The following is a 20,775-nucleotide window of genomic DNA, read 5'->3' as shown; positions in this document are numbered from 1 at the left end:
GCCCTTCGACAGGCTCAGGGACCCAGGGGCCCTTCGACGGGCTCGGGGACCGAGGGTGACCACCCAGGGAAGCCGAAGTAGGCTGGAACCCATGCGGCGCGGGACTTTCCGAGACGACACGGTGGACTATGCGGCCGTGGGTGCCACCCACGCGCCCGATCTGATGCAGTACCCGCCGGAGCGGAGCGTTCCCGCGGAAGAGTCGTGGCGGATCGGCAGCGGCGTCGAGCGCTTCCAGACGGCGGGGGAGGCACTGCTGTCGTGGACCGCCCAGCGCGCCGCCGGCCTCTCGATCGAAGACGTGCGCCCGGCTCCCGGCCCCGCCTACGCCGGGGTGAGCTTCGACGCCGAGGGCAATCCCATCGCGCCGAGCAAGCGCGACGTCGAGCCGCGGTACGACGCCGAGGGCACGCCGTTCGTCGGCGCCGGCATGACCCTCCACCTGAAGGGACGCATCGGCGGCATGCGCGCCGACGCCGAACTGCGGGTCATCTCGGTCACGGAGGAGACGCGGCGCATCGGCTTCGTGCTCGGGACGGTCGGCGGCTCGGTGGTCAGCGGCGAGGAGTCGTTCGACGTCGAATGGCGCGAAGACAATGACGAGGTGTGGTTCACGGTGCGCGCCTTCGACGCGCCGAACTCCTTCCTCTACCGCCTCGTCCCGGCGCTCGTGAAGCGCCGCCGTCGTGAGCTGTTCGCTCGCTACCTCCGCGCCATCTCGCCGCTGTACGCGACGCCCGTCTGATGCCGACGCCACTCTGATGGCGGGACTACTCCCGCTCGGTGATCCCGCGCCGTCCGACGGGCGCCTACCCGGCGACCTCCCGATCGACACCGCGGTTCCGTTCTCGGCGTATCTGCACGTGCCCTTCTGCCGCGTGCGATGCGGCTACTGCGACTTCAACACCTACACGTCGAGCGAACTCCGCGGAGCGACGCAGGACGCCTACGCCGACACCCTCGTCGGAGAGATCGCGCTCGCCCATCGGGTGCTGTCCGAGGCGGGAGCGCTGCGCCCGATGGACACGGTGTTCTTCGGCGGCGGAACGCCGACGTTGCTGCCGGCAGGCGATCTGGGGCGGATGCTCGACGCCGCGGCATCCGGCTTCGGATTGGTCGACGGCGCCGAGGTGACGGTCGAGGCCAACCCCGACACGGTCACCCCCGAGGTCGCCCGCACGCTCGCCGCAGCCGGCGTGAACCGCCTGTCGATCGGCATGCAGTCGGCCGTGCCGCACGTGCTGGCCGCCCTCGACCGCACGCATCGCCCCGACAACGTGCGAACGGCGGTCGCCGCGGCGAAGGACGCCGGGCTCGACGTCAGCGTCGATCTGATCTACGGCGCGCCTGGCGAGTCGCTGGGTGACTGGGAGGCGTCGCTCGACGCTGCGCTCGCGCTCGAGTCCGACCACATCTCGGCCTACGCGCTCATCATCGAGGACGGCACGAAGCTCGCCCGTCAGATCCGGCGCGGCGAGGTGCCGACGCCTGACGACGACCTGCAGGCCGACATGTACGAGCTGGCCGACAGCCGTCTCGCGTCCGCGGGATTCGAGTGGTACGAGGTCAGCAACTGGGCCCGCACGACCGCGGACCGCTCGAGGCACAACCTGGCGTACTGGCGGGGGAGCGACTGGTGGGGCTTCGGGCCTGGCGCGCACAGCCACGTCGCCGGGCTGCGCTGGTGGAACGTCAAGCATCCGGCCGCATACGCGCAGCGGCTCGCGGCATCCGAATCGCCCGCCGCCGGCACGGAGCGCCCCGACGAGGAATCGCGGATGCTGGAGCGGATCCTGCTGCAGAGCCGCATCCGCGAGGGCATCGCGATCGACCATCTCCCGTCGGCGAAGAGGACTCGGGTGGCGGGCCTGATCGCGGACGGACTGGTCGATCCCGCAGCCGCGATCCGCGGCCGGATCCAGCTGACACTGCGCGGGCGGCTGCTCGCCGACGCCGTGGTGCGCGAACTGGCCGACTGACTCAGAGCTTCGTCTGCTGCGCGCGGTAGGATTGGCACTCGGGACGTCAGAGTGCCAACGAGCGTCCGGGAGCGAGCGGAAGGGGAAGGCCATGGTCTCAGAGCGAGGGCTCCAGGTCCTCCGAGCGATCGTGCAGGACTACGTCGAGACGCACGAGCCCGTCGGCAGCCGCTCGATCGTCGACCGCTACGCGTTCGGGGTGTCGGCGGCGACGATCCGCAACGACATGGCGCTGCTCGAGGACGAAGAGCTGATCACCGCCCCGCACACCTCATCGGGCCGCGTTCCCACCGACAAGGGATATCGGGTCTTCGTCGACCACCTCGCCCAGCTGCGGCCGCTCAGCGTCGCGCAGCGCACGGCGATCGAGTCGTTCCTCACCGCGCCCGCCGATCTCGACGACCTCATGATCCGCACGGTGCGGGTGCTCACGCAGCTCACCGGACAGGTCGCGCTCGCCCAGTACCCGTCGTTCGCCCGGGCGCATCTGACGCACCTCGAGCTCGTGCCTCTCGCCCCGAACCGCATGCTCATCGTCCTCGTCACCGATGCGGGCGGCGTGTCGCAGCGCGTCACCCCGCTGCCGGTCGACGTCGACGAATCCGACGTCGCGCTGCTCCGCGCGCGGCTGTCGTCACTCATCACCGGTCAGGCGGTCAGCGATGCGGCGGAGCGGCTGCAGAATCTCATCGCCGTCGAGGACCGGCCGCAGGATACCGCACTTCGCACCCTCGCCGCGGTCGTGATCGAAGAGCTCGGCGAGTTCCGGCAGGAGCGGCTCGTGATGGCCGGCGCCGCCACGCTCGCGCGACGGGAGCACGACTTCCGCGGCAGCATCCATCCGCTTCTCGAGGCGATCGAGGAACAGGTCACGCTGCTGCGCCTGATGAGCGAGATGGTCACCGACGAGCATGGTCTCGCGGCGAGCATCGGCACCGAGAACGCGCCGTTCGGGCTCGGTGAGGCGTCGATCGTCGCCAGCAACTACGCCGCCCCGAGCGGCACGGCGCGCGTCGGCGTGATGGGACCCACCCGCATGGACTATCCGAGCAATCTCGCGGCGGCGCGGGCGGTCGCCCGCTACCTGTCGCGGATGCTCGACGAAGACGAGGCCGCCCGCTGACGCGGGGGCCGCACGAGATCACACGCAGAAAGGCGATCGTGGCCGACCACTATGAGATTCTCGGGGTGTCCCGGGACGCATCCACCGATGAGATCAAGAAGGCGTATCGGCGATTGGCGCGCCAGCTGCACCCGGATGTGAACCCGGGCGACGACGCGGCGGAGAAGTTCAAGCTCGTCACCCACGCCTACGACGTGCTGAGCGACGAGGACTCGCGGCGCCGCTACGACATGGGCGGCGGCGAGGGCGGAGCAGGCGGCTTCGGCGGATTCGGCGGCTTCGGCGACATCTTCGAGACGTTCTTCGGCGCCGCTCAGGGCGGTGGCCGCGGCGGACGGCCGCGGTCGCGCCGTGAGCGCGGTCAGGATGCGCTGGTGCGGGTCTCGCTCGATCTGGGCGACGTGGTCTTCGGCGCCCACCGCGACATCGAGGTCGACACGGCCGTGCTGTGCGAGACCTGTCATGGCTCGTGCTGCCAGGAGGGCACCTCGCCGGTGACCTGCGACATCTGCGGGGGCACCGGGCATGTGCAGCGACAGGTGCGCAGCCTGCTCGGCAACGTCGTCACCTCGCAGCCCTGCGGCACCTGCGAGGGCTACGGGACGACCATCCCGTACCCGTGCGGCACCTGCGGCGGGCAAGGACGCGTGCGGTCGCGTCGCACGGTGTCGCTCGACATCCCCGCCGGCGTCGAGACCGGACTCCGCCTGCAGCTGCCCGGCTCCGGCGAGGTCGGCCGGGCCGGCGGTCCGAACGGCGACCTCTACGTCGAGGTGACGGTCAACGCGCACCCGGCGTTCAGCCGCGAGGGCGACGACCTGCTGGCGACTCTCGAAGTCGCCATGACCGACGCCATCCTCGGCACCGAGACCTCGATCCAGGGGCTCGACGGCGAGGTCGAGCTCGAGATCCGCCCCGGTGTGCAGTCGGGCGACGTGCTGACGATCAAGGGGCGCGGCATCACGCCGCTGCGCGGCACCCAGCGCGGTGATCTGCGCGTCGGCGTGCAGGTGGTGACGCCGACCAGGCTCGACTCGGCGCAGCGCGCCCTCATCGAGGACTTCGCGAAGAAGGCCAAGGCGCCGGCTCCGCAGCTGGCGCAGTTCCAGCAGGGGCTGTTCTCGAAGCTCCGCGATCGCTTCCGCGCGCACTGATCGTGGCCCTGCACTTCCTCGTCGAGACGGCGACCGGCGCCGCCGTCGGCGACGTCGTGACGCTGACCGGCGCCGAGGCGAAGCATGCGGCGGTGGTGCGGCGCCTGCGCGTCGGCGAGGCGGTGACCGTCGGAGACGGCGCCGGGGTGTGGCTGACCGGCGCGGCCGAGCAGGTGTCGCCCGGCCGGGTCGACGTGCGCGTGACCGCTCGGGAGGAGACCGCGTCTCCCTCGCCGCGCATCACGCTCGTCCAGGCGCTCGCGAAGGGCGACCGCGACGAGCTCGCCGTGCAGGCGGCCTGCGAACTCGGCGTCGACGAGATCGTCCCGTGGCAGGCGGCGCGCAGCGTCTCCCGCTGGGAGGGACCGAAGGCCGCGAAGGGACGTGAGCGGTGGACCACCATCGTGCGCGAGGCGGCGAAGCAGGCGCACCGCGCGTGGGTGCCGATGGTCGGCGCTCCGGTGACCACGGCGCAGCTCGCCGGGCGGGCCGCCGAGGAGCGGATGCTGCTGCTCGACCCCACGGCATCCGTCCGTCTCTCCGAGCTGCACCCGGACGGACGCGACCTCGTGCTGGTGGTCGGTCCCGAGGGCGGCATCTCCGCCGACGAGCTCGATCGTCTGACGACGGCCGGCGCGGAGCGCGTGCTCCTCGGCGAGACCGTGCTGAGGACGTCGACGGCCGGCCCGGCGGCCATCGCGGTGCTGTCGGTCGCACTCGGCCGCTGGTGACCCTTCGACAGGCTCAGGGACCCATCGACAGGCTCAGGGACCCATCGAAAGGCTCAGGGAACCATCGACAGGCTCAGGGACCCATCGACAGGCTCAGGGACCCATCGACAGGCTCAGGGACCCATCGACAGGCTCAGGGACCCATCGAAAGGCTCAGGGACCCTTCGACAGGCTCAGGGACCTTCGACGGGGCGCGCCCCGACCCGACGTCGGGGCCGTCAGTAGACTGGAGAGCATGACGGAACCCTCGATCTTCACGCGCATCCTGAACGGGGAGATCCCGGCCGAGATCATCGGTGAGACAGATCGCGTGTTCGCCGTGCGCGACATCGCTCCGCAGGCGCCGATGCACCTGCTGGTGATCCCCAAGACCGCCGAGTACCGCGACGTGGCGGAACTCGCCTCCGGCGACCCGGAGCTTCTGGCCGAGATCGTCTCGTTCGCCCGCGAGCTCGCGGCGCAGCACACCGACGACGGCGACTTCCGCCTCGTCTTCAACACCGGCGCGAACGCCGGACAGACCGTCTTCCACGTCCACGCCCATGTGCTGGCCGGGGGACTGACAGAGAAGAGCGTCGGTGCCTGACAACCCCGAACCGCAGGAGCGTCGCCTGGGAGCCCCCGCGCCCGAGGCGGTCGAGAAGATCTACGCCGACGGCGTCGCCATGGTGCAGCTGCTCGGCCCGCAGGACCGGCTGCTGCGGATGCTCGAGAAGGAGCACCGCGACGTGCAGGTGCTGGTGCGCGGCAACGAGATCACGCTGAGCGGCGGCCACGAGGCGGTCGCGGCGGCGAAGAATCTGGTCGACGAACTGCTCGCGATGACGAAGGCGGGCCACGACCTCGCCCCGAGCGATGTGTCGAGTTCGGCCCGTATGCTCCGCCAGGACGGCGGACTCCGACCGAGCGAGGTGCTGGGCGAGGCCATCCTCTCCACCCGCGGCAGGGTGATCCGCCCGAAGACCCTCGGGCAGAAGGAGTACGTCGACGCGATCGAGGAGAACACGATCGTCTTCGGCATCGGTCCCGCCGGAACGGGCAAGACCTACCTCGCGATGGCCAAGGCCGTGCAGGCTCTGCAGCGCAAGGAGGTGACACGCATCATCCTCACCCGTCCGGCCGTCGAGGCGGGGGAGCGCCTCGGATTCCTGCCGGGGACGCTGACCGACAAGATCGACCCCTACCTGCGGCCTCTGTACGACGCGCTCAACGAGATGATGGACCCCGAGATCGTCCCTCGGCTCATGGCCACGGGCACGATCGAGGTCGCTCCGCTGGCGTACATGCGCGGGCGTACGCTGAACGACTCTTTCGTGGTGCTCGACGAGGCGCAGAACACGACCCCCGAGCAGATGAAGATGTTCCTGACGCGCCTCGGCTTCGGCACGAAGATGGTGGTGACCGGCGACATCACGCAGGTGGACCTTCCGCAGGGTGCGTCGGGCCTGCGACTCGTGACGCGGGTTCTCGACGGGATCGACGACATCCACTTCTCCCGATTGACCAGCGACGACGTCGTGCGTCATTCGCTGGTCGGCCGGATCGTCGACGCGTACAGCGAGTACGACGAGAAGCGCACGGCGCAGCGGTATGAGCGGGAGCAGGCCGCGGCCCTTCGACAGGCTCAGGGACCGGATGCACGGACCGAGCGGCGCGGTGGCCAGCGCCCGGGCCCGCGCGATCGGATGCCGAAACGAGGCCTCTCCTGATGAAACGAGCACAGGCATGATCGAGATCAACAACGAGTCGGCCATCGACGTCGACGAGACCGTTCTGCAGCGGCTGACCGATTTCAACCTCGCGCAGCTGCACGTCAGCCCGGATGCCGAGGTGGCGATCGTGCTCGTCGACGAGGGCGCCATGGAGGCCCTCCACGTGCAGTGGATGGACGAGCCCGGGCCCACCGACGTGCTGAGCTTCCCGATGGACGAGCTGCGACCCGGCAGCGAGGATCGCCCGACGCCGCCCGGTCTGCTGGGCGACATCGTGCTCTGCCCGCAGGTCGCCGAGGCCCAGGCGCAGGCCGCCGGACACAGCCTCATGGACGAGCTGATCCTGCTGACGACGCACGGACTGCTGCACCTGCTCGGATTCGATCACGCCGAGCCCGACGAGGAGCGTGAGATGTTCGGTCTGCAGAAGGAGCTCATCCAGGGCTTCGCCGCGGCCGAGCGCCGACGATGACCGCGACCCTCCTGCTCATCGCCGCCGTGCTGCTGGTGGCGTTCGGAGGCCTGATGTCGGCGATCGACGCCGCCTACGGAGTCGTCTCCCGGGCCACCCTGGAGGAGATGTCGACCGAGGGGCGCCGGGCGAAGGCGCTCGGGCGGATCGCCGGCGACCTCGATGCGCACGTCAACGCCGTGGCGTTCATCCGGGTCCTGGCCGAGGTCACCGCGGCCGTGCTGGTCACCGTGGCCTTCACGATCCTCATCGAGAACAACTGGCTGGCGATGCTCGCGGCCGCGGTGCTGATGACCGGCATCACGTTCGTGCTGGTCGGGGCGAGTCCGCGGGCCTTCGGGCGACAGCACGCCGAGGGCATGATCCGCGGAAGCGCGTCGATCGTGCGGGCGCTGCGGATCATCCTCGGACCGATCGCGCAGGGTCTCGTCGTGCTGGGCAAGCGCGTCACCCCCGGAGGAGGACGCAGCTCCTTCACCAGCGAGGATCAGCTCCTCAACATGGTCGACGAGGCGGCGTCGAACGACCTGATCGAGGAGGACGACCGCGACCTCATCCATTCGGTGTTCGACTTCACCGACCAGTTCGTGCGCGCCGTGATGGTGCCGCGCACCGAGATGGTCACGGTCGACGCCACGGCGACCACCGACGAGGCGATGTCGCTCTTCCTCCACCGGGGCGTCTCGCGCATGCCGGTCGTCGACGACGAGGCCGACGACGTGGTCGGCGTGCTGTACCTGAAGGATCTCGTGCAGTTCGCGTATCGCGACGACAGCGCCTGGCGCGCAGCATCCATCCGTCCCATCGCGCGACCGGCCACCTTCGTCCCGGAGTCGATGCGCGCCGAGACGCTGCTGCAGCAGATGAAGCGCGACGCGGTGCACGTGTGCCTCGTGATCGACGAGCACGGCGGCATCTCGGGACTCGTCACGCTGGAGGATCTCATCGAGGAGCTCGTCGGTGAGATCTCGGACGAGTACGACCAGGTCTCCGCCGAGGTCGTCGAGCTCGGTGACGGACGGTATCGCGTCAGCGCCCGCCTCTCGCTGGAAGACGTCGGAGACCTGTTCGGTCTCGAGCTCGAAGACGACGACGTCGACTCGATCGGCGGGCTGCTGGGCAAGGAGCTCGAGCAGGTGCCGCAGCCGGGCGCGACGGCGACCGTGTCGGGTCTGGTGCTCACCGGAGGCGCATCCCGCGGCCGCGGCCGCGGCATCGCCACGGTGTTCGTCGAACGCGCGGCGGACGAGCCCGAGACGTCGCAGGAAGAGGGAGAGCGCGATGACTGAGAGCAGAAGCGGGTTCGTGACGTTCGTGGGGCGCCCGAACGTCGGGAAGTCGACGCTCACCAACGCCCTGGTCGGCGAGAAGATCGCCATCACCAGCGAGAAGCCGCAGACGACCCGCCGCGCCATCCGCGGCATCGTCAACCGGCCTGACGGCCAGCTCGTCATCGTCGACACCCCGGGGATCCACAAACCGCGCACCCTCCTCGGGGAGCGGCTCAACGACCTGGTCGAGCAGGTGCTGGGCGATGTCGACGTGATCGGATTCTGCGTGCCGGCGACCGAGAAGGTCGGACCGGGCGACCGGCGCATCGCCGCGTCGCTCGACGGATACCCGCGCGCGAAGAAGATCGCGATCGTGACGAAGACGGATGCCGCGGGCCGCGACGAGATCGCCGAGAGGCTGATGGAGGTCGATTCGCTCCGCGAGGACTGGGCGGCGGTCATCCCGCTCTCCGCGCTGACCCGCGACCAGCTCGACGTGCTCGCGGACGAGGTGCTGAGCCTGATGCCCGAGGGGCCGGCTCTGTACCCGGAGGGTGTCGCGACCGACGAGTCGCAGGAGGACCGCATCGCCGAGATGATCCGCGAAGCTGCGCTCGACGGCGTGCGCGACGAGCTCCCGCACTCCATCGCCGTCATCATCGACGACATCGCGCCCCGTGAGAACAGCGACCTCACCGACGTGCATGCTTCGATCGTCGTGGAGCGCGACAGTCAGAAGGCGATCATCATCGGGCACAAGGGGAAGCGGCTGCGCGACGTCGGCGCCCGGGCGCGCGCGGGCATCGAGGAGCTGCTGGGCACCCGCGTCTTCCTGGGGCTGCACGTGAAGGTCGCCAAGGAGTGGCAGCGCGACCCGAAGCAGCTCGGCCGCCTCGGATTCTGACATGATGCCGCGTCGCGCCCGTCACTGGATCGCCCCCTCGTGGGGTGACCCCTCCGGCTGGGAGTTCGTCGAGCACGACGTCGCCGCGCCCGGCGAGGGAGAGATCACGGTTCGTGTGCGTGCCGCCGGCGTCAACCCGGCAGACGCGAAGCACGTCGCCGCGCCCCGACCCGGTACGGAGCTTCCGGTGGCCATCGGGTACGAGATCTCGGGCGAGATCGTGGCGATCGGCCCGGACACCCGCATCGGCTCCGGAGCGGCGGAGGTCGGCGATCAGGTCGTGGCGTTCCGGGTGAGCGGAGGTTACGCCGAGGAGCTCACGATCCCCGCCGAGAAGGCCTTCGTCAAGCCGAGCACGCTGAGCCACCCCGAAGCGGCGAACCTCCTACTGGCGGGGACGACCGCCGCCGAGATGCTCTGGGTGACCGGAGCCGCCCCCGGCGAGACCGTCCTGCTGCACGGCGCGTCGGGAGCAGTGGGCGTGAGCGTGCTGCAGCAGGCGGCCCTCCGGGGCGTGCGGGTCATCGGCACGGCGAGTGCGGCGCGCGCCGACGTCGTGCGGGAGTTCGGCGGGATCCCCGTCGAATACGGCCCGGGTCTGTCGGACCGCGCGCGCGCCGCGGCGGGCGGAGCCGTCGTGGCGGCGCTCGACGCCGTCGGCACCGCGGAGGCGATCGACGTCTCGCTGGAACTGATCGCCGACCGGCGTCGCATCGTCACGATCGCGGCCTTCGACCGGGCGCGCGACGACGGCATCATCGCGATCGCCGGATCGATGCCGGACAGCGCCCGATTCCGCGACGAGGTCCGCGCCGATCTCATCGCGCTCGCGCAGAACGGCGACCTGGTCGTGCCGGTCGCCGAGACCTTCCCTCTCGAAGAGGCGCCCGCCGCCCTGAAGATCCTCGCCGGCGGACACCCCGGCGGCAAGCTCGCCCTCGTCCCCGCCGGCGAAGTGACGGCATCCGCCTGATCGCCGCCCACGGTCGATCCGTGGTCCGCACGCCTGCTAGCATGGCCCCATGCCTTTCGGCGGTCTGCTTCTTCTTAGCTGCCGCGACGAGTCCTGAGAGCTAGGGCCTTCCTCGTCGCGGCGCTCGTGTTGGCCCGTACATCTTGACGAAGAGAAGAAGCCCACCATGAAGAACACTCAGCGTCCGTCCGCGATGCCGATCCAGAAGTACCGACCGTTCCACGAGCAGATCGCCGTCGACCTGCCCGACCGCACCTGGCCCGACGCCCGCATCACCGAGGCCCCGCGCTGGTGCGCCGTCGATCTGCGCGACGGCAACCAGGCCCTCATCGACCCCATGTCGCCCGAGCGCAAGAGGGTGATGTTCGAGCTCCTCGTGAGCATGGGCTACAAGGAGATCGAGGTCGGCTTCCCGTCGGCGAGCCAGACCGACTTCGACTTCGTGCGCCAGCTCATCGAGGAGAACCTGATCCCCGACGACGTCACGATCCAGGTGCTGACGCAGGCGCGCGAGCACCTCATCGAGCGCACCTACGAATCGATCGCCGGCGCCAAGCAGGCCATCGTGCACCTCTACAACTCGACCAGCGTGCTGCAGCGCGAGGTCGTCTTCCGCACCGACAGGCAGGGCATCATCGACATCGCGCTCGAGGGTGCGCGCCTGTGCCGGAAGTTCGAGAAGACCATCCCCGACACGAAGGTGTACTACGAGTACTCGCCCGAGAGCTACACCGGCACGGAGCTCGAGTTCGCGGTCGACGTCTGCAACCAGGTCATCGACGTCTTCGAGCCGACGCCCGACCGCAAGGTCATCATCAACCTGCCGGCGACCGTCGAGATGGCCACGCCGAACGTCTACGCCGACTCGATCGAGTGGATGAGCCGGCACCTGAACCACCGCGAGAACGTCATCCTCTCGCTGCATCCGCACAACGACCGCGGCACGGCGATCGCGGCCGCCGAGCTCGGTTACATGGCCGGCGCCGACCGCATCGAGGGATGCCTGTTCGGCAATGGCGAGCGGACGGGCAACGTCGACCTGGTCGCACTGGGCATCAACATGTTCACCCAGGGAATCGATCCGCAGATCGACTTCAGCGACATCGACCAGGTCAAGCGCACGGTGGAGTACTGCAACCAGTTGCCCGTGCCCGAGCGCAGCCCCTGGGCGGGCGACCTGGTCTTCACCGCATTCAGCGGCTCGCATCAGGACGCCATCAAGAAGGGGTTCGAGGCGATGGCCGCGACGGCCGAGTCGCGTGGCGTGACCGTCGACGAGATCGAGTGGGCCGTGCCCTACCTGCCGGTCGACCCGAAAGACCTCGGCCGGTCGTACGAGGCGGTCATCCGCGTCAACTCGCAGTCCGGCAAGGGCGGCGTCGCCTACCTGCTGAAGTCGGATCACGCGATCGACCTGCCCCGCAAGCTGCAGATCGAGTTCTCAGGCGTCGTGCAGGCCAAGACGGATGCCGAAGGCGGCGAGGTCACGTCCGACCAGATCTGGTCGATCTTCAACGACGAGTACCTGCCCGCCGACGACGCCACGGCCAAGTGGGGACGCTTCGAGCTGCTCGCCACGCAGACCCGCAGCGACATGTCCGGCGAGGTCGTGCTCGACGTGGTGCTGCGCGACGACGAGCAGCAGCTCGCGGTCGCGGGTGCGGGCAACGGCCCGGTGGCCGCATTCGTCGAGGTGCTGCGCGCGCAGGGCTTCGACATCACCGTCTACGACTACGTCGAGCACGCGCTCAGTGCCGGCGGCGACGCGCAGGCTGCGGCCTACGTCGAACTGCAGGTCGGCGACCAGCGGCTGTGGGGCGTCGGCATCGACGGTGACATCTCGACGGCGTCGCTCAAGGCGATCGTGTCGGGCGTGAACCGTTCGATCCGTGCCCGCCAGTCGGAGCTCGCCGCGGTCTGAGTTCCTGGGTCGCTGAGCCTGTCCGACCTGGGTCGCTGAGCCTGTCCGACCTGGGTCGCTGAGCCTGTCGGACCTGGGTCGCTGAGCCTGTCGAAGCGTCGCGTAGGACCCTTCGACGAGCTCAGGGACCCAGGGGTCACGCCCTTCGACACGCTCAGGGACCCAGGGGTCACGCCCCCGGGCCGCGTTCAGTCGCGCGGCTTGACGATCGCGATCGCGCCGGTCTCGGCCGCGACCTTGCGCCGGTAGAGCCGCCGCTGCTCGGGCAGCGACACGTCGAAGCTGACAGCCAGCACGCGGATGATCGCCGTGACGACGATCCCGATGATCGCGGCGAGGGTGATCGGCACGCCGAACGCGTTCGCGATCACGATGAAGGTGCATCCCGCTCCCGCTGCGACGGCGTAGAGGGAGCCCACGTGCATGATCGCCGTCGGGAGTCCCATGAGCATGTCGCGGAGGATGCTGCCGCCGACGGCCGCGCACACCCCGATGAACACGGCGGGCACGGGTGGGATTCCGAGGGCGATGGCCTTGCTCGTCCCGAACGCGCCGAACATGCCGATCACCACGGCGTCCAGCACGACGATGACGGTGTTCAGTCGGGTGAAGAGTCCCGCGAGCAGCATGCCCAGCAGGGCGGCGCCCACAGCGGTCAGCAGGTACCAGTTGCTCTGCAGCGTGGCCGGGGTCTGTCCGAGCAGGATGTCGCGGATGAGGCCGCCGCCCATGCCGATCATGATGCCGATGATGGCGACGCCGAGCCAGTCCAGCCGCCGCTGCCCCTGGAACCCCGACGCGAAAAGCGCACCCTGCACCCCGCCGAGACCGACGCCGAGAAGGTCCGCCCACAGCGGAATGGTGAAGAGCGGTTCGGTCACCCGTCCATTCTTCCGCACGGAGGATAATCGAGAGGTGCCCACGTACCGAGACGAAGTGGTGATCCTGCGCACCCACAAGCTGGGTGAGGCGGATCGCATCGTCACCATGCTCTCGCGTCGGCACGGCAAGGTGCGCGCGGTGGCGAAGGGCGTGCGTCGCACCTCGTCGAAGTTCGGCTCGCGGCTCGAGCCCTTCATGGTGGCCGACGTGCAGCTCTATCAGGGCCGCTCTCTCGACATCGTCCAGCAGGCCGAGTCGCTCGGGTCCTACGGAACCGACATCGCCGCTCACTACGACCGCTTCACGTCGGCGAACGCCATGGTCGAGACGGCCGACCGCCTCAGCGACGCCGAGGCCACCCCCGAGCAGTACCTGCTCCTGGTCGGCGGCCTGAGGGCGCTCTCGCGCGGCGAGCACGTTCCGCGCAGCATCCTCGACTCCTATCTGCTGCGGGTGATGGCGTTGTCGGGCTGGGCCCCGTCTCTCGACGACTGCGCGCGCTGCGCCGCACCCGGGCCGCACACGCACTTCGTCGGACAGCTGGGCGGGGTGGTGTGCGTCAATGACGCCCCGGCGGGCAGTCCGCGCGTGGCGGAGAAGACCCTGTCGCTGCTGCGCTCCCTGATGCGCGGCGAATGGGACGTCATCGACGCGGCGCCTCCTTCCGACACCGCCGCCGCGTCGGGGCTGATCTCGGCCTACGCCCAGTGGCATCTGGAACGCGGCATCCGTTCGTTGTCCCACGTATCCGACATCCGAGGGGAAGGGGCACGGTGAGCCCGAAGCCGTACACCCACAAGGACGCCGTGGCCTACCGCCCGCTCGACTGGACGGGCGTGCAGCCGCCCGACTTCCCCGCCGTGCCCGAGCACGTGGCGATCGTGATGGACGGCAACGGCCGGTGGGCGAACCGCCGCGGACTGAATCGCATCGAGGGGCACAAGGCAGGGGAGGAGGTGCTGCTCGACGTCGTCGCCGGTGCCATCCAGGCCGGGGTGAAGCACCTGTCGGTCTACGCGTTCTCGACCGAGAACTGGGCGCGCTCGCCCGAGGAGGTGCGCTTCCTCATGGGCTACAACCGCGACGTGCTGCACCGCCGACGCGACCAGCTCAACGAGTGGGGCGTGCGGGTGCGATGGGCGGGGCGCAAGCCGCGGCTGTGGGGCAGCGTCATCAAGGAGCTGCAGTACGCCGAGCAGCTGACGCGCGGCAACGACGTGCTGACTCTCACGATGTGCGTCAACTACGGAGGACGCATCGAGCTGGTCGACGCGATGCGGGCGATCGCGGCGGATGTCGCGGCAGGACGGGTGAAGCCCAGCGCGATCAGCGAGAAGATGATCCGTCGTCACCTGTACGTGCCCGACATGCCCGACGTCGATCTGTTCGTGCGGAGCTCGGGGGAGCAGCGCACGTCGAACTTCCTGCTGTGGGAGTCGGCGTACGCCGAGATGGTGTTCCTCGACACGCTGTGGCCGGACTTCTCGCGCGAGGAGCTGTGGCGTGCGATCGGCATCTACCTCTCGCGCGACCGGCGCTTCGGCGGGGCGGTCGACGCCCCGGACGCGTCCGCCTGAGCGCGCAGCCACCCCTCGGTCTCGCGCGGATGGCGCATCCGCACGATGGTGAGGTGGGGGAACTGCTCCTGGAGAAGGGGGAGACGCTCGGCCCAGAGACGCAGCGTCTTCGTCTGCCAGGCGAGGATGTTCTTCTCGGGATCCCGGTTGAGCATGTTCCACGGTCCGGGTTCCCGTTCGGCCCGTGGAACAGCGCGTCGATCTCGACGTGTCGTAATCCCCACGCTTCGCCGATACGTCGGGCGAGGGTGGTTTTCCCCGACCCTGAGACGCCGGCGATCAGCACCCGATCGGGCCGGATCGGCAGGGGATCGTCGGCGGAGAGCATCCGAGAATCCTATCGACCGGAATAGCTCTCCTGCGGATGCGGTTTGATGGGAGTGTGACTGAACCCATCTCGATCGACATCTGGTCCGACATCGCCTGCCCCTGGTGCTACATCGGCAAGCGCAACCTCGAGAAGGGCCTCGAAGCCACGGCATCCGATGACGACGCTCCACAGGTGACCATCACCTTCCACTCGTTCGAGCTCTCGCCCGACACCCCGGTCGACTTCGACGGAGACGAGATCGACTTCCTCGCCGGGCACAAGGGCATGCCGCGCGCACAGGTCGAGCAGATGCTCTCCAACGTCACGGGCGTCGCGGCGAACGCCGGTCTCGAGTACCGGTTCGACCTGCTCCAGCACACGAACACCGTGAAGGCGCACGAACTGCTGCACTTCGCGAAGGCCGAGGGCCTCCAGCACGAGATGGAGGAGCGCCTCATGTCGGCGTACTTCACCGAGGGCAGGCACGTCGGGCGGGTCGACGACCTCGTCACGCTCGCGACGGAGGTCGGGCTCGCCGCGGATGCCGCCCGCGAGGCGCTGGAGACGGAGCGGTACCTTCCGGCCGTCCGGCAGGATCAGGCTCAGGCCCGAGCGTACGGAATACAGGGCGTGCCGTTCTTCGTCATCGACGGCCAGTACGGCATCAGCGGCGCGCAGCCGCCGGCGGCCTTCGAGAACGTGCTCCGCGACCTGTGGGCGAAGCGCGGCGAGGTCGAGCCGGAAGAGGCGACCGCCTAGCGGGTCAGGGCCGCCTCGATCGCCTCCACGATCTCGGGAGCGTCCGGCTTCTGCTTGGGCCGGAAGCGCAGCACGTCGCCGTCGGGCAGCACGAGGAACTTCTCGAAGTTCCACTCCACCCGCCCCGCCTTGCCATCGGCATCCGCCGTCTGCTTGAGGGCCTTGTACAGCTCGGCTGCGTTGCGCCCGTTGACCTTGACCTTGTCGTTCACCGGGAAGGTGACGCCGTAGGTCGTCGAGCAGAACTCGAGGATCTCGTCGACCGAACCGGGCTCCTGGCCGAAGAACTGGTTGCACGGGAACCCGACGACGCTGAACCCGCGATCGCCGTAGAGGCGCTGCAGTTCCTCGAGCTGTTCGTACTGCGGGGTCAGGCCGCACTTCGAGGCGACGTTGACGACGAGGACCACGTCGGCGCCGAGGTCGTCGAGGGTCTTCTCGTTGCCCTGAGCGTCGGTGAAGGGGATCGAACGGAGCGCGGAATCGGTCATATGCACAGCTTAGGTCGCCGCATCCGCACCGGCTCGTCGTCTGGGAGAATGGAGACGACATGACTCTCGCGACCGCCACCGCCCGCCCCCTCCGCATCGGCCCGATCGAACTCGACGTGCCGGTCGTCCTCGCACCCATGGCGGGGATCACGAACACCGCCTTCCGTCGGCTGTGTCGCGAGTACGGGGCCGGGCTCTACGTCAGCGAGATGATCACGTCGCGGGCACTGGTCGAACGCAACGAGACGACCATGCGCCTGATCCGGCATCACGAGTCCGAGACGCCGCGGTCGATCCAGCTCTTCGGCGTCGACCCGAAGACCATCGCCGAAGCCGTGCGCATCATCGTCGCGGAAGATCACGCCGACCACATCGACCTCAACTTCGGGTGTCCGGTGCCCAAGGTCACGCGCCGAGGCGGAGGCGCCGCGCTTCCCTGGAAGTCGCGGCTGTTCGCCGAGATCGTGCAGCAGGCCGTGAAGGCCGCGGGCCCGCTCCCTCTCACGGTGAAGATGCGCAAGGGCATCGACCGCGACCACCTCACCTTCCTCGACGCCGGCCGGGCCGCGGAAGACGCGGGGGCTGCCGCCGTCGCGCTCCATGCCCGCACGGCGAGCGAGTTCTACTCCGGCTTCGCCGACTGGAATGCGATCGGGGAGCTGAAGCAGGCGGTCACCAGCATCCCGGTGCTCGGCAACGGCGACATCTGGTCGGCCGACGACGCCGTGCGCATGATGGAGCAGACCGATTGCGACGGCGTCGTCGTCGGACGCGGCTGCCTCGGTCGTCCGTGGCTCTTCGGCGAGCTGGCCGCCGCTTTCGGCGCGAGCCCGTCGACGAGCTCGGAAGGCGGTCGGGTGGTCGACGCGACGCTCGGCTTCGTCGCCGACGCGTTCCGCCGTCACGCGCAGCTGCTCGTCGAGTTCTTCGAGGACGAGGACCGCGGATGCCGCGACATCCGCAAGCACGTCTCGTGGTACTTCAAGGGCTACCCGGTCGGCGGCGACATCCGCACGGGTCTCGCCACCGCGTCCAGCCTGGCGGAGATCGACGAGCTGCTGGGTCGGCTCGATCGTTCCGCGCCCTACCCCGGGGCGGATGCCGAAGGCCAGCGCGGGCGCGCCGGCCATCCGAAGCGCACCGCCCTGCCGGACAAGTGGCTCGAGTCCCGCGAGATCGAGTCGTCGGCGTCGGAGATGATGCGCGGAGCGGAGATCGAGAACAGTGGCGGCTGACGCTTCGACAGGCCGGGGCGGGCACCGCGCCGACGGCTACGATCCCCGCGACGCCGAGCGGTTCTTCGCCGAGACGCATCGCTCCGAGCGCGACGACTTCGCGCGAGACCGGGCCCGGGTCCTGCACTCCGCGGCGCTGCGCCGTCTCGCCGCGAAGACCCAGGTGCTGAGTCCCGCCAGCACCGCCGACTTCGCGCGCAACCGCCTCACCCACTCCCTCGAGGTCGCCCAGGTCGGCAGGGAGCTCGCCGCAGCCCTCGGCGTCTCCGCCGACGTCGTCGACACCGCCTGCCTGAGCCACGACCTCGGGCACCCGCCGTTCGGGCACAACGGCGAGCGCGCCCTGAACGAATGGGCCGCGGACATCGGGGGCTTCGAAGGCAACGCGCAGTCGCTGCGCATCCTCACCCGGCTCGAGGCCAAGGTGCTCGACGAGGGTGAGCGGTCGGTCGGTCTCAATCTGACCCGGGCGAGCCTCGACGCGACCTGCAAGTACCCGTGGACGGTCGACAGCCCGGTGCCCGACCCCAGCGGACGACTCAAGTTCGGCGTGTACCCCGACGACGAGGCGGTGTTCCGCTGGATGCGCGAGGGGGCTCCCGGTCGGCTCCGCTGCATCGAGGCCGAGATCATGGACCTCTCCGACGACATCGCCTACTCGGTGCACGACTTCGAGGATGCGATCGTCAACGGCTACGTCGACGTCGCGCAGCTCGCCGAACCGCGGGAGCACGATGCGCTCGTCGGCCGCATCCAGCAGTGGGTCGGATACGACTTCACGCGTGACGAGCTGGCCGATGCGCTCTACCGACTGGCGTCGCAGCCGATGTGGCTCGCCTCCTTCGACCGCTCACGACAGGCGCTCGCCCGGCTCAAGAACCTGACCAGCGACCTCATCGGCCGGTTCGCGCGTGCGGCCGTCTTCGCCACGCGCGAGGCCTTCGGCGGCCATGCGCTCGTGCGCTACAACGCCCACGTCGTGGTTCCGCGCGTGGTCGAGGCGGAGATCGCGGTGCTCAAGGGCATCATGGGGCAGGCGATCGTCACCATCGACGCGCGCAAGGGCGTCTACAAGGAGCAGCGGCGGGTGCTCACCCGGCTGGCCGATTCACTGTGGTCGACCGACGCCCTGTGGTCGGCCGGCGCCGACGTGCTCGAGCCGGCGTTCGCGGCCGACTTCCACGATGCGGTCGACGACGCCGCGCGGGCGCGCGTCGTCGTGGATCAGATCGCGAGCCTCACCGATCAGAGCGCCATCGATTGGCACAACCGCCTCGTCGGGGAGATCGATCCGGCGGAGGTCGGCATCTGGACGCCGAGGCACGTCCGCCCGGGTGCGCGCTCGCACGTCGGAAGGCGGCCCGTCGCCGAAGGGGCCCGCTGACATGCCCCGTATCCGGCAGGCCGACGTCGACGAGGTCAAGGCGCGCACGAACATCGCCGACATCATCGGCGAGCGCGTCGCACTGAAGTCGGCCGGTGTCGGCTCGTTGAAGGGCCTGTGCCCGTTCCACGACGAGAAGAGTCCGAGCTTCCACGTGCGGCAGCAGGTCGGCTATTACCACTGCTTCGGCTGCGGCGAGTCCGGCGACGTGTACTCGTTCCTCCGCGAGATGGACCACGTGAGCTTCACCGAAGCCGTCGAGCGCCTGGCCGGGCGCATCGGCTACACGCTGCACTACGAAGACGGCGGTGCCGCCCCCGAGACGAGCGGTCGCAGCCGCCTGTACGCGGCGAACACGGCGGCGGCCGAGTTCTTCCGCTCGCAGCTGCTGTCGCCCGACGCCGAAGCTGGTCGCCGCTTCCTCGGCGAGCGCGGATTCGATGCCGGCGCCGCAGCGCATTTCGGCGTCGGCTTCGCTCCACGCGGGTGGGACGGCATGCTCAAGGCCCTCACAGCGCAGGGCTTCACCCGGGAGGAGCTCGTCACCGCCGGACTCGTCTCGACCGGACAGCGCGGTGTGTACGACCGTTTCCGTGGTCGGCTGGTCTGGCCGATCCGCGACGTCTCAGGACAGACGATCGGTTTCGGTGCGCGCAAGCTCTTCGACGACGACCAGGGTCCGAAGTACCTCAACACGCCAGAGACGCCGATCTACAAGAAGGCGCAGGTGCTGTACGGCCTCGATCTGGCCAAGCGCGACATCTCGCGCGGCGATCCCCGCCGTGTCGTGGTCGTCGAGGGCTACACCGACGTCATGGCCTGCCATCTCGCGGGGCTCACGACCGCGATCGCCACCTGCGGCACCGCGTTCGGCTCCGAGCACATCAAGGTGCTCCGCCGGGTGATGGGCGATGACAACGCGTCGGGAGAGGTGGTCTTCACGTTCGACGGCGACGAGGCCGGGCAGAAGGCCGCACTGCGCGCATTCACCGAGAACGACAGGTTCAACGCCCAGACCTTCGTCGCCGTCGCGCCGGACGGGCTCGACCCCTGCGACCTGCGTCTGCAGCGCGGCGATGCCGCGGTGCGCGGTCTGATGCACGCCAAGCAGCCGATGTTCGAGTTCGCGATCGACCGCAAGCTGAGCGGATTCGACCTCGCCACCGTCGAGGGTCGCGTGGGCGCCCTCCGGGCCGCTGCGCCGATCGTCGCCGAGATCCGCGACCAGCTCCTCCGCCCGGGGTACGAGCGCGTGCTGGCGCGGCGCCTCGGCATGGATCCGACCGAGGTGCGCAGCGAGGTGGAGCGCGCCGCGCGTGGCGCCTCCCGTGAGCCGGCTGTCCGCAGAGAGCCGTCGCCTGCCGAGCCGAGCGCGAGCGGGGGCGCGGCGGGGGTGATGCCCGTGACGCTGGCGAGCCTGCCGCGCACGGCTGACGTCGCGGTCGAGCGCGATGCTCTGATGGGCGCGCTGCAGTACGGCCATCAGGTCGAGCAGGAGCTGCTGAACAGGGCTCTCGGCGCCCCGTTCCGCACGGCCGGGCTCGAAGCCGTGCGCGAGGCCGTGGCATCCGCCCCCGATCGCACGCGCGCCGGCTGGGTGACCGACGCCGTGAACGGTGTGCGGGAGCCGTATCGCTCCCTCGCGGGTGAGCTGCTGATGACGCCCTTCCCTGCGAAGAACGAGGAGGGCGCCGTCGCCTCGGCCACCGATCTCGCCCGGCGCCTCATCCTCCGCCAGCTCGAGCACGAGAAGCAGGAGCTGCTCGGCGCGGTGCAGCGGGTGCCCGCCGATTCCGACGGTGGACGGGCGCTGCGCGTGCGTCTGCGCGACATCGACGTCGAGCGCCAGCGGTTCGCCGAGTCGTAACACCTCAGCCCGTCGCGCAGAGGGCAGGAT

General features: G+C 69.7%; 21 protein-coding genes. 18 read left to right on the top strand and 3 right to left on the bottom strand.

Annotated elements, in window-relative coordinates; all coding sequences use genetic code 11:
* Window positions 1-91: 91 nt before the first annotated feature.
* From AB3M90_RS06890 to leuA, 12 genes are all read left to right on the top strand, one after another.
* Window positions 92-745, top strand: coding sequence for a DUF1990 domain-containing protein (locus AB3M90_RS06890; protein ID WP_412951248.1), 654 nt, complete (start codon window positions 92-94; stop codon window positions 743-745).
* A 16-nt stretch (window positions 746-761) separates the two neighbouring features.
* Complete coding sequence (gene hemW, locus AB3M90_RS06885; RefSeq protein ID WP_412950852.1) at window positions 762-1,979, top strand: radical SAM family heme chaperone HemW; 1,218 nt, start codon at window positions 762-764, stop codon at window positions 1,977-1,979.
* A 91-nt stretch (window positions 1,980-2,070) separates the two neighbouring features.
* Window positions 2,071-3,102 carry a heat-inducible transcriptional repressor HrcA gene (gene hrcA / locus AB3M90_RS06880; RefSeq protein WP_412950851.1) on the top strand — a complete coding sequence of 344 codons (1,032 nt, stop codon included), beginning with the start codon at window positions 2,071-2,073 and terminating at the stop codon, window positions 3,100-3,102.
* Between the two features lie 38 nt (window positions 3,103-3,140).
* On the top strand, window positions 3,141-4,256 hold the full coding sequence (gene dnaJ / locus AB3M90_RS06875; protein ID WP_412950850.1) for a molecular chaperone DnaJ: 1,116 nt from the start codon (window positions 3,141-3,143) through the stop codon (window positions 4,254-4,256).
* 2 nt (window positions 4,257-4,258) lie between these two features.
* Window positions 4,259-4,987: a 16S rRNA (uracil(1498)-N(3))-methyltransferase gene (locus AB3M90_RS06870; protein ID WP_412950848.1), complete on the top strand. Its 729-nt coding sequence runs from the start codon at window positions 4,259-4,261 to the stop codon at window positions 4,985-4,987.
* Window positions 4,988-5,222: 235 nt separating this feature from the next.
* On the top strand, window positions 5,223-5,573 hold the full coding sequence (locus tag AB3M90_RS06865) for a histidine triad nucleotide-binding protein (protein WP_412950846.1): 351 nt from the start codon (window positions 5,223-5,225) through the stop codon (window positions 5,571-5,573).
* A gap of 79 nt (window positions 5,574-5,652) precedes the next feature.
* Window positions 5,653-6,696 carry a PhoH family protein gene (locus AB3M90_RS06860; RefSeq protein WP_412951247.1) on the top strand — a complete coding sequence of 348 codons (1,044 nt, stop codon included), beginning with the start codon at window positions 5,653-5,655 and terminating at the stop codon, window positions 6,694-6,696.
* Between the two features lie 16 nt (window positions 6,697-6,712).
* The gene (gene ybeY / locus AB3M90_RS06855; RefSeq protein WP_412950844.1) at window positions 6,713-7,171 is read left to right on the top strand and encodes an rRNA maturation RNase YbeY; all 459 of its coding nucleotides are present in this window, start codon (window positions 6,713-6,715) and stop codon (window positions 7,169-7,171) included.
* Entirely contained in the window at window positions 7,168-8,460 is a 1,293-nt protein-coding gene (locus AB3M90_RS06850; protein ID WP_412950842.1) for a hemolysin family protein, read from the top strand. The genes ybeY and AB3M90_RS06850 overlap by 4 nt, the downstream gene beginning before the upstream one ends.
* A complete protein-coding gene (era, locus tag AB3M90_RS06845; RefSeq protein WP_412950840.1) occupies window positions 8,453-9,346 on the top strand; it encodes a GTPase Era in 894 nt (297 codons plus the stop codon). Before AB3M90_RS06850 ends, era begins: the two co-directional genes overlap by 8 nt.
* 1 nt (window position 9,347) lies before the next feature.
* Window positions 9,348-10,319 (top strand): NADP-dependent oxidoreductase, encoded by a 972-nt coding sequence (locus AB3M90_RS06840; RefSeq protein ID WP_412950839.1) that lies wholly within the window; start codon window positions 9,348-9,350, stop codon window positions 10,317-10,319.
* Between the two features lie 166 nt (window positions 10,320-10,485).
* Complete coding sequence (gene leuA, locus AB3M90_RS06835) at window positions 10,486-12,240, top strand: 2-isopropylmalate synthase (RefSeq protein WP_412950838.1); 1,755 nt, start codon at window positions 10,486-10,488, stop codon at window positions 12,238-12,240.
* A 188-nt stretch (window positions 12,241-12,428) separates the two neighbouring features.
* On the opposite strand, the gene AB3M90_RS06830 is transcribed toward leuA, so the two are convergent.
* A complete protein-coding gene (locus tag AB3M90_RS06830) occupies window positions 12,429-13,121 on the bottom strand; it encodes a trimeric intracellular cation channel family protein (RefSeq protein ID WP_412950837.1) in 693 nt (230 codons plus the stop codon).
* 34 nt (window positions 13,122-13,155) lie between these two features.
* Here AB3M90_RS06830 and recO point away from each other — a divergent pair, with 34 nt between their 5' ends.
* Window positions 13,156-13,899 carry a DNA repair protein RecO gene (recO, locus tag AB3M90_RS06825; protein ID WP_412950836.1) on the top strand — a complete coding sequence of 248 codons (744 nt, stop codon included), beginning with the start codon at window positions 13,156-13,158 and terminating at the stop codon, window positions 13,897-13,899.
* Window positions 13,896-14,699, top strand: a complete 804-nt coding sequence (locus tag AB3M90_RS06820; RefSeq protein WP_412950835.1) for an isoprenyl transferase — start codon at window positions 13,896-13,898, stop codon at window positions 14,697-14,699. Before recO ends, AB3M90_RS06820 begins: the two co-directional genes overlap by 4 nt.
* Here the strand turns inward: AB3M90_RS06820 and AB3M90_RS06815 are convergent.
* On the bottom strand, window positions 14,639-14,854 hold the full coding sequence (locus tag AB3M90_RS06815) for a hypothetical protein (RefSeq protein ID WP_412950834.1): 216 nt from the start codon (window positions 14,852-14,854) through the stop codon (window positions 14,639-14,641). The two genes, AB3M90_RS06820 and AB3M90_RS06815, sit on opposite strands and share 61 nt — an antisense overlap.
* Before the next feature lie 227 nt (window positions 14,855-15,081).
* Between AB3M90_RS06815 and AB3M90_RS06810 the strand changes: the two genes are divergently transcribed.
* Window positions 15,082-15,768 (top strand): DsbA family oxidoreductase, encoded by a 687-nt coding sequence (locus tag AB3M90_RS06810; RefSeq protein WP_412950833.1) that lies wholly within the window; start codon window positions 15,082-15,084, stop codon window positions 15,766-15,768.
* Here AB3M90_RS06810 and AB3M90_RS06805 read toward each other — a convergent pair.
* Window positions 15,765-16,259, bottom strand: a complete 495-nt coding sequence (locus AB3M90_RS06805) for a glutathione peroxidase (RefSeq protein ID WP_412950831.1) — start codon at window positions 16,257-16,259, stop codon at window positions 15,765-15,767. The genes AB3M90_RS06810 and AB3M90_RS06805 overlap by 4 nt on opposite strands.
* A gap of 59 nt (window positions 16,260-16,318) precedes the next feature.
* Here AB3M90_RS06805 and dusB point away from each other — a divergent pair, with 59 nt between their 5' ends.
* The 3 genes from dusB to dnaG are packed head-to-tail and all read left to right on the top strand — an operon-like array spanning window position 16,319 to window position 20,745.
* On the top strand, window positions 16,319-17,494 hold the full coding sequence (gene dusB / locus AB3M90_RS06800) for a tRNA dihydrouridine synthase DusB (RefSeq protein ID WP_412950830.1): 1,176 nt from the start codon (window positions 16,319-16,321) through the stop codon (window positions 17,492-17,494).
* Entirely contained in the window at window positions 17,484-18,878 is a 1,395-nt protein-coding gene (locus tag AB3M90_RS06795) for a deoxyguanosinetriphosphate triphosphohydrolase (protein WP_412950829.1), read from the top strand. Before dusB ends, AB3M90_RS06795 begins: the two co-directional genes overlap by 11 nt.
* A 1-nt stretch (window position 18,879) precedes the next feature.
* Window positions 18,880-20,745, top strand: a complete 1,866-nt coding sequence (dnaG, locus tag AB3M90_RS06790; protein ID WP_412950827.1) for a DNA primase — start codon at window positions 18,880-18,882, stop codon at window positions 20,743-20,745.
* The last annotated feature ends 30 nt before the right edge of the window (window positions 20,746-20,775 follow it).

The sequence above is a fragment of the Microbacterium martis genome, assembly GCF_047246685.1.
GTDB lineage: Bacteria > Actinomycetota > Actinomycetes > Actinomycetales > Microbacteriaceae > Microbacterium.
This window is presented reverse-complemented; position numbering and strand designations above follow the sequence as displayed.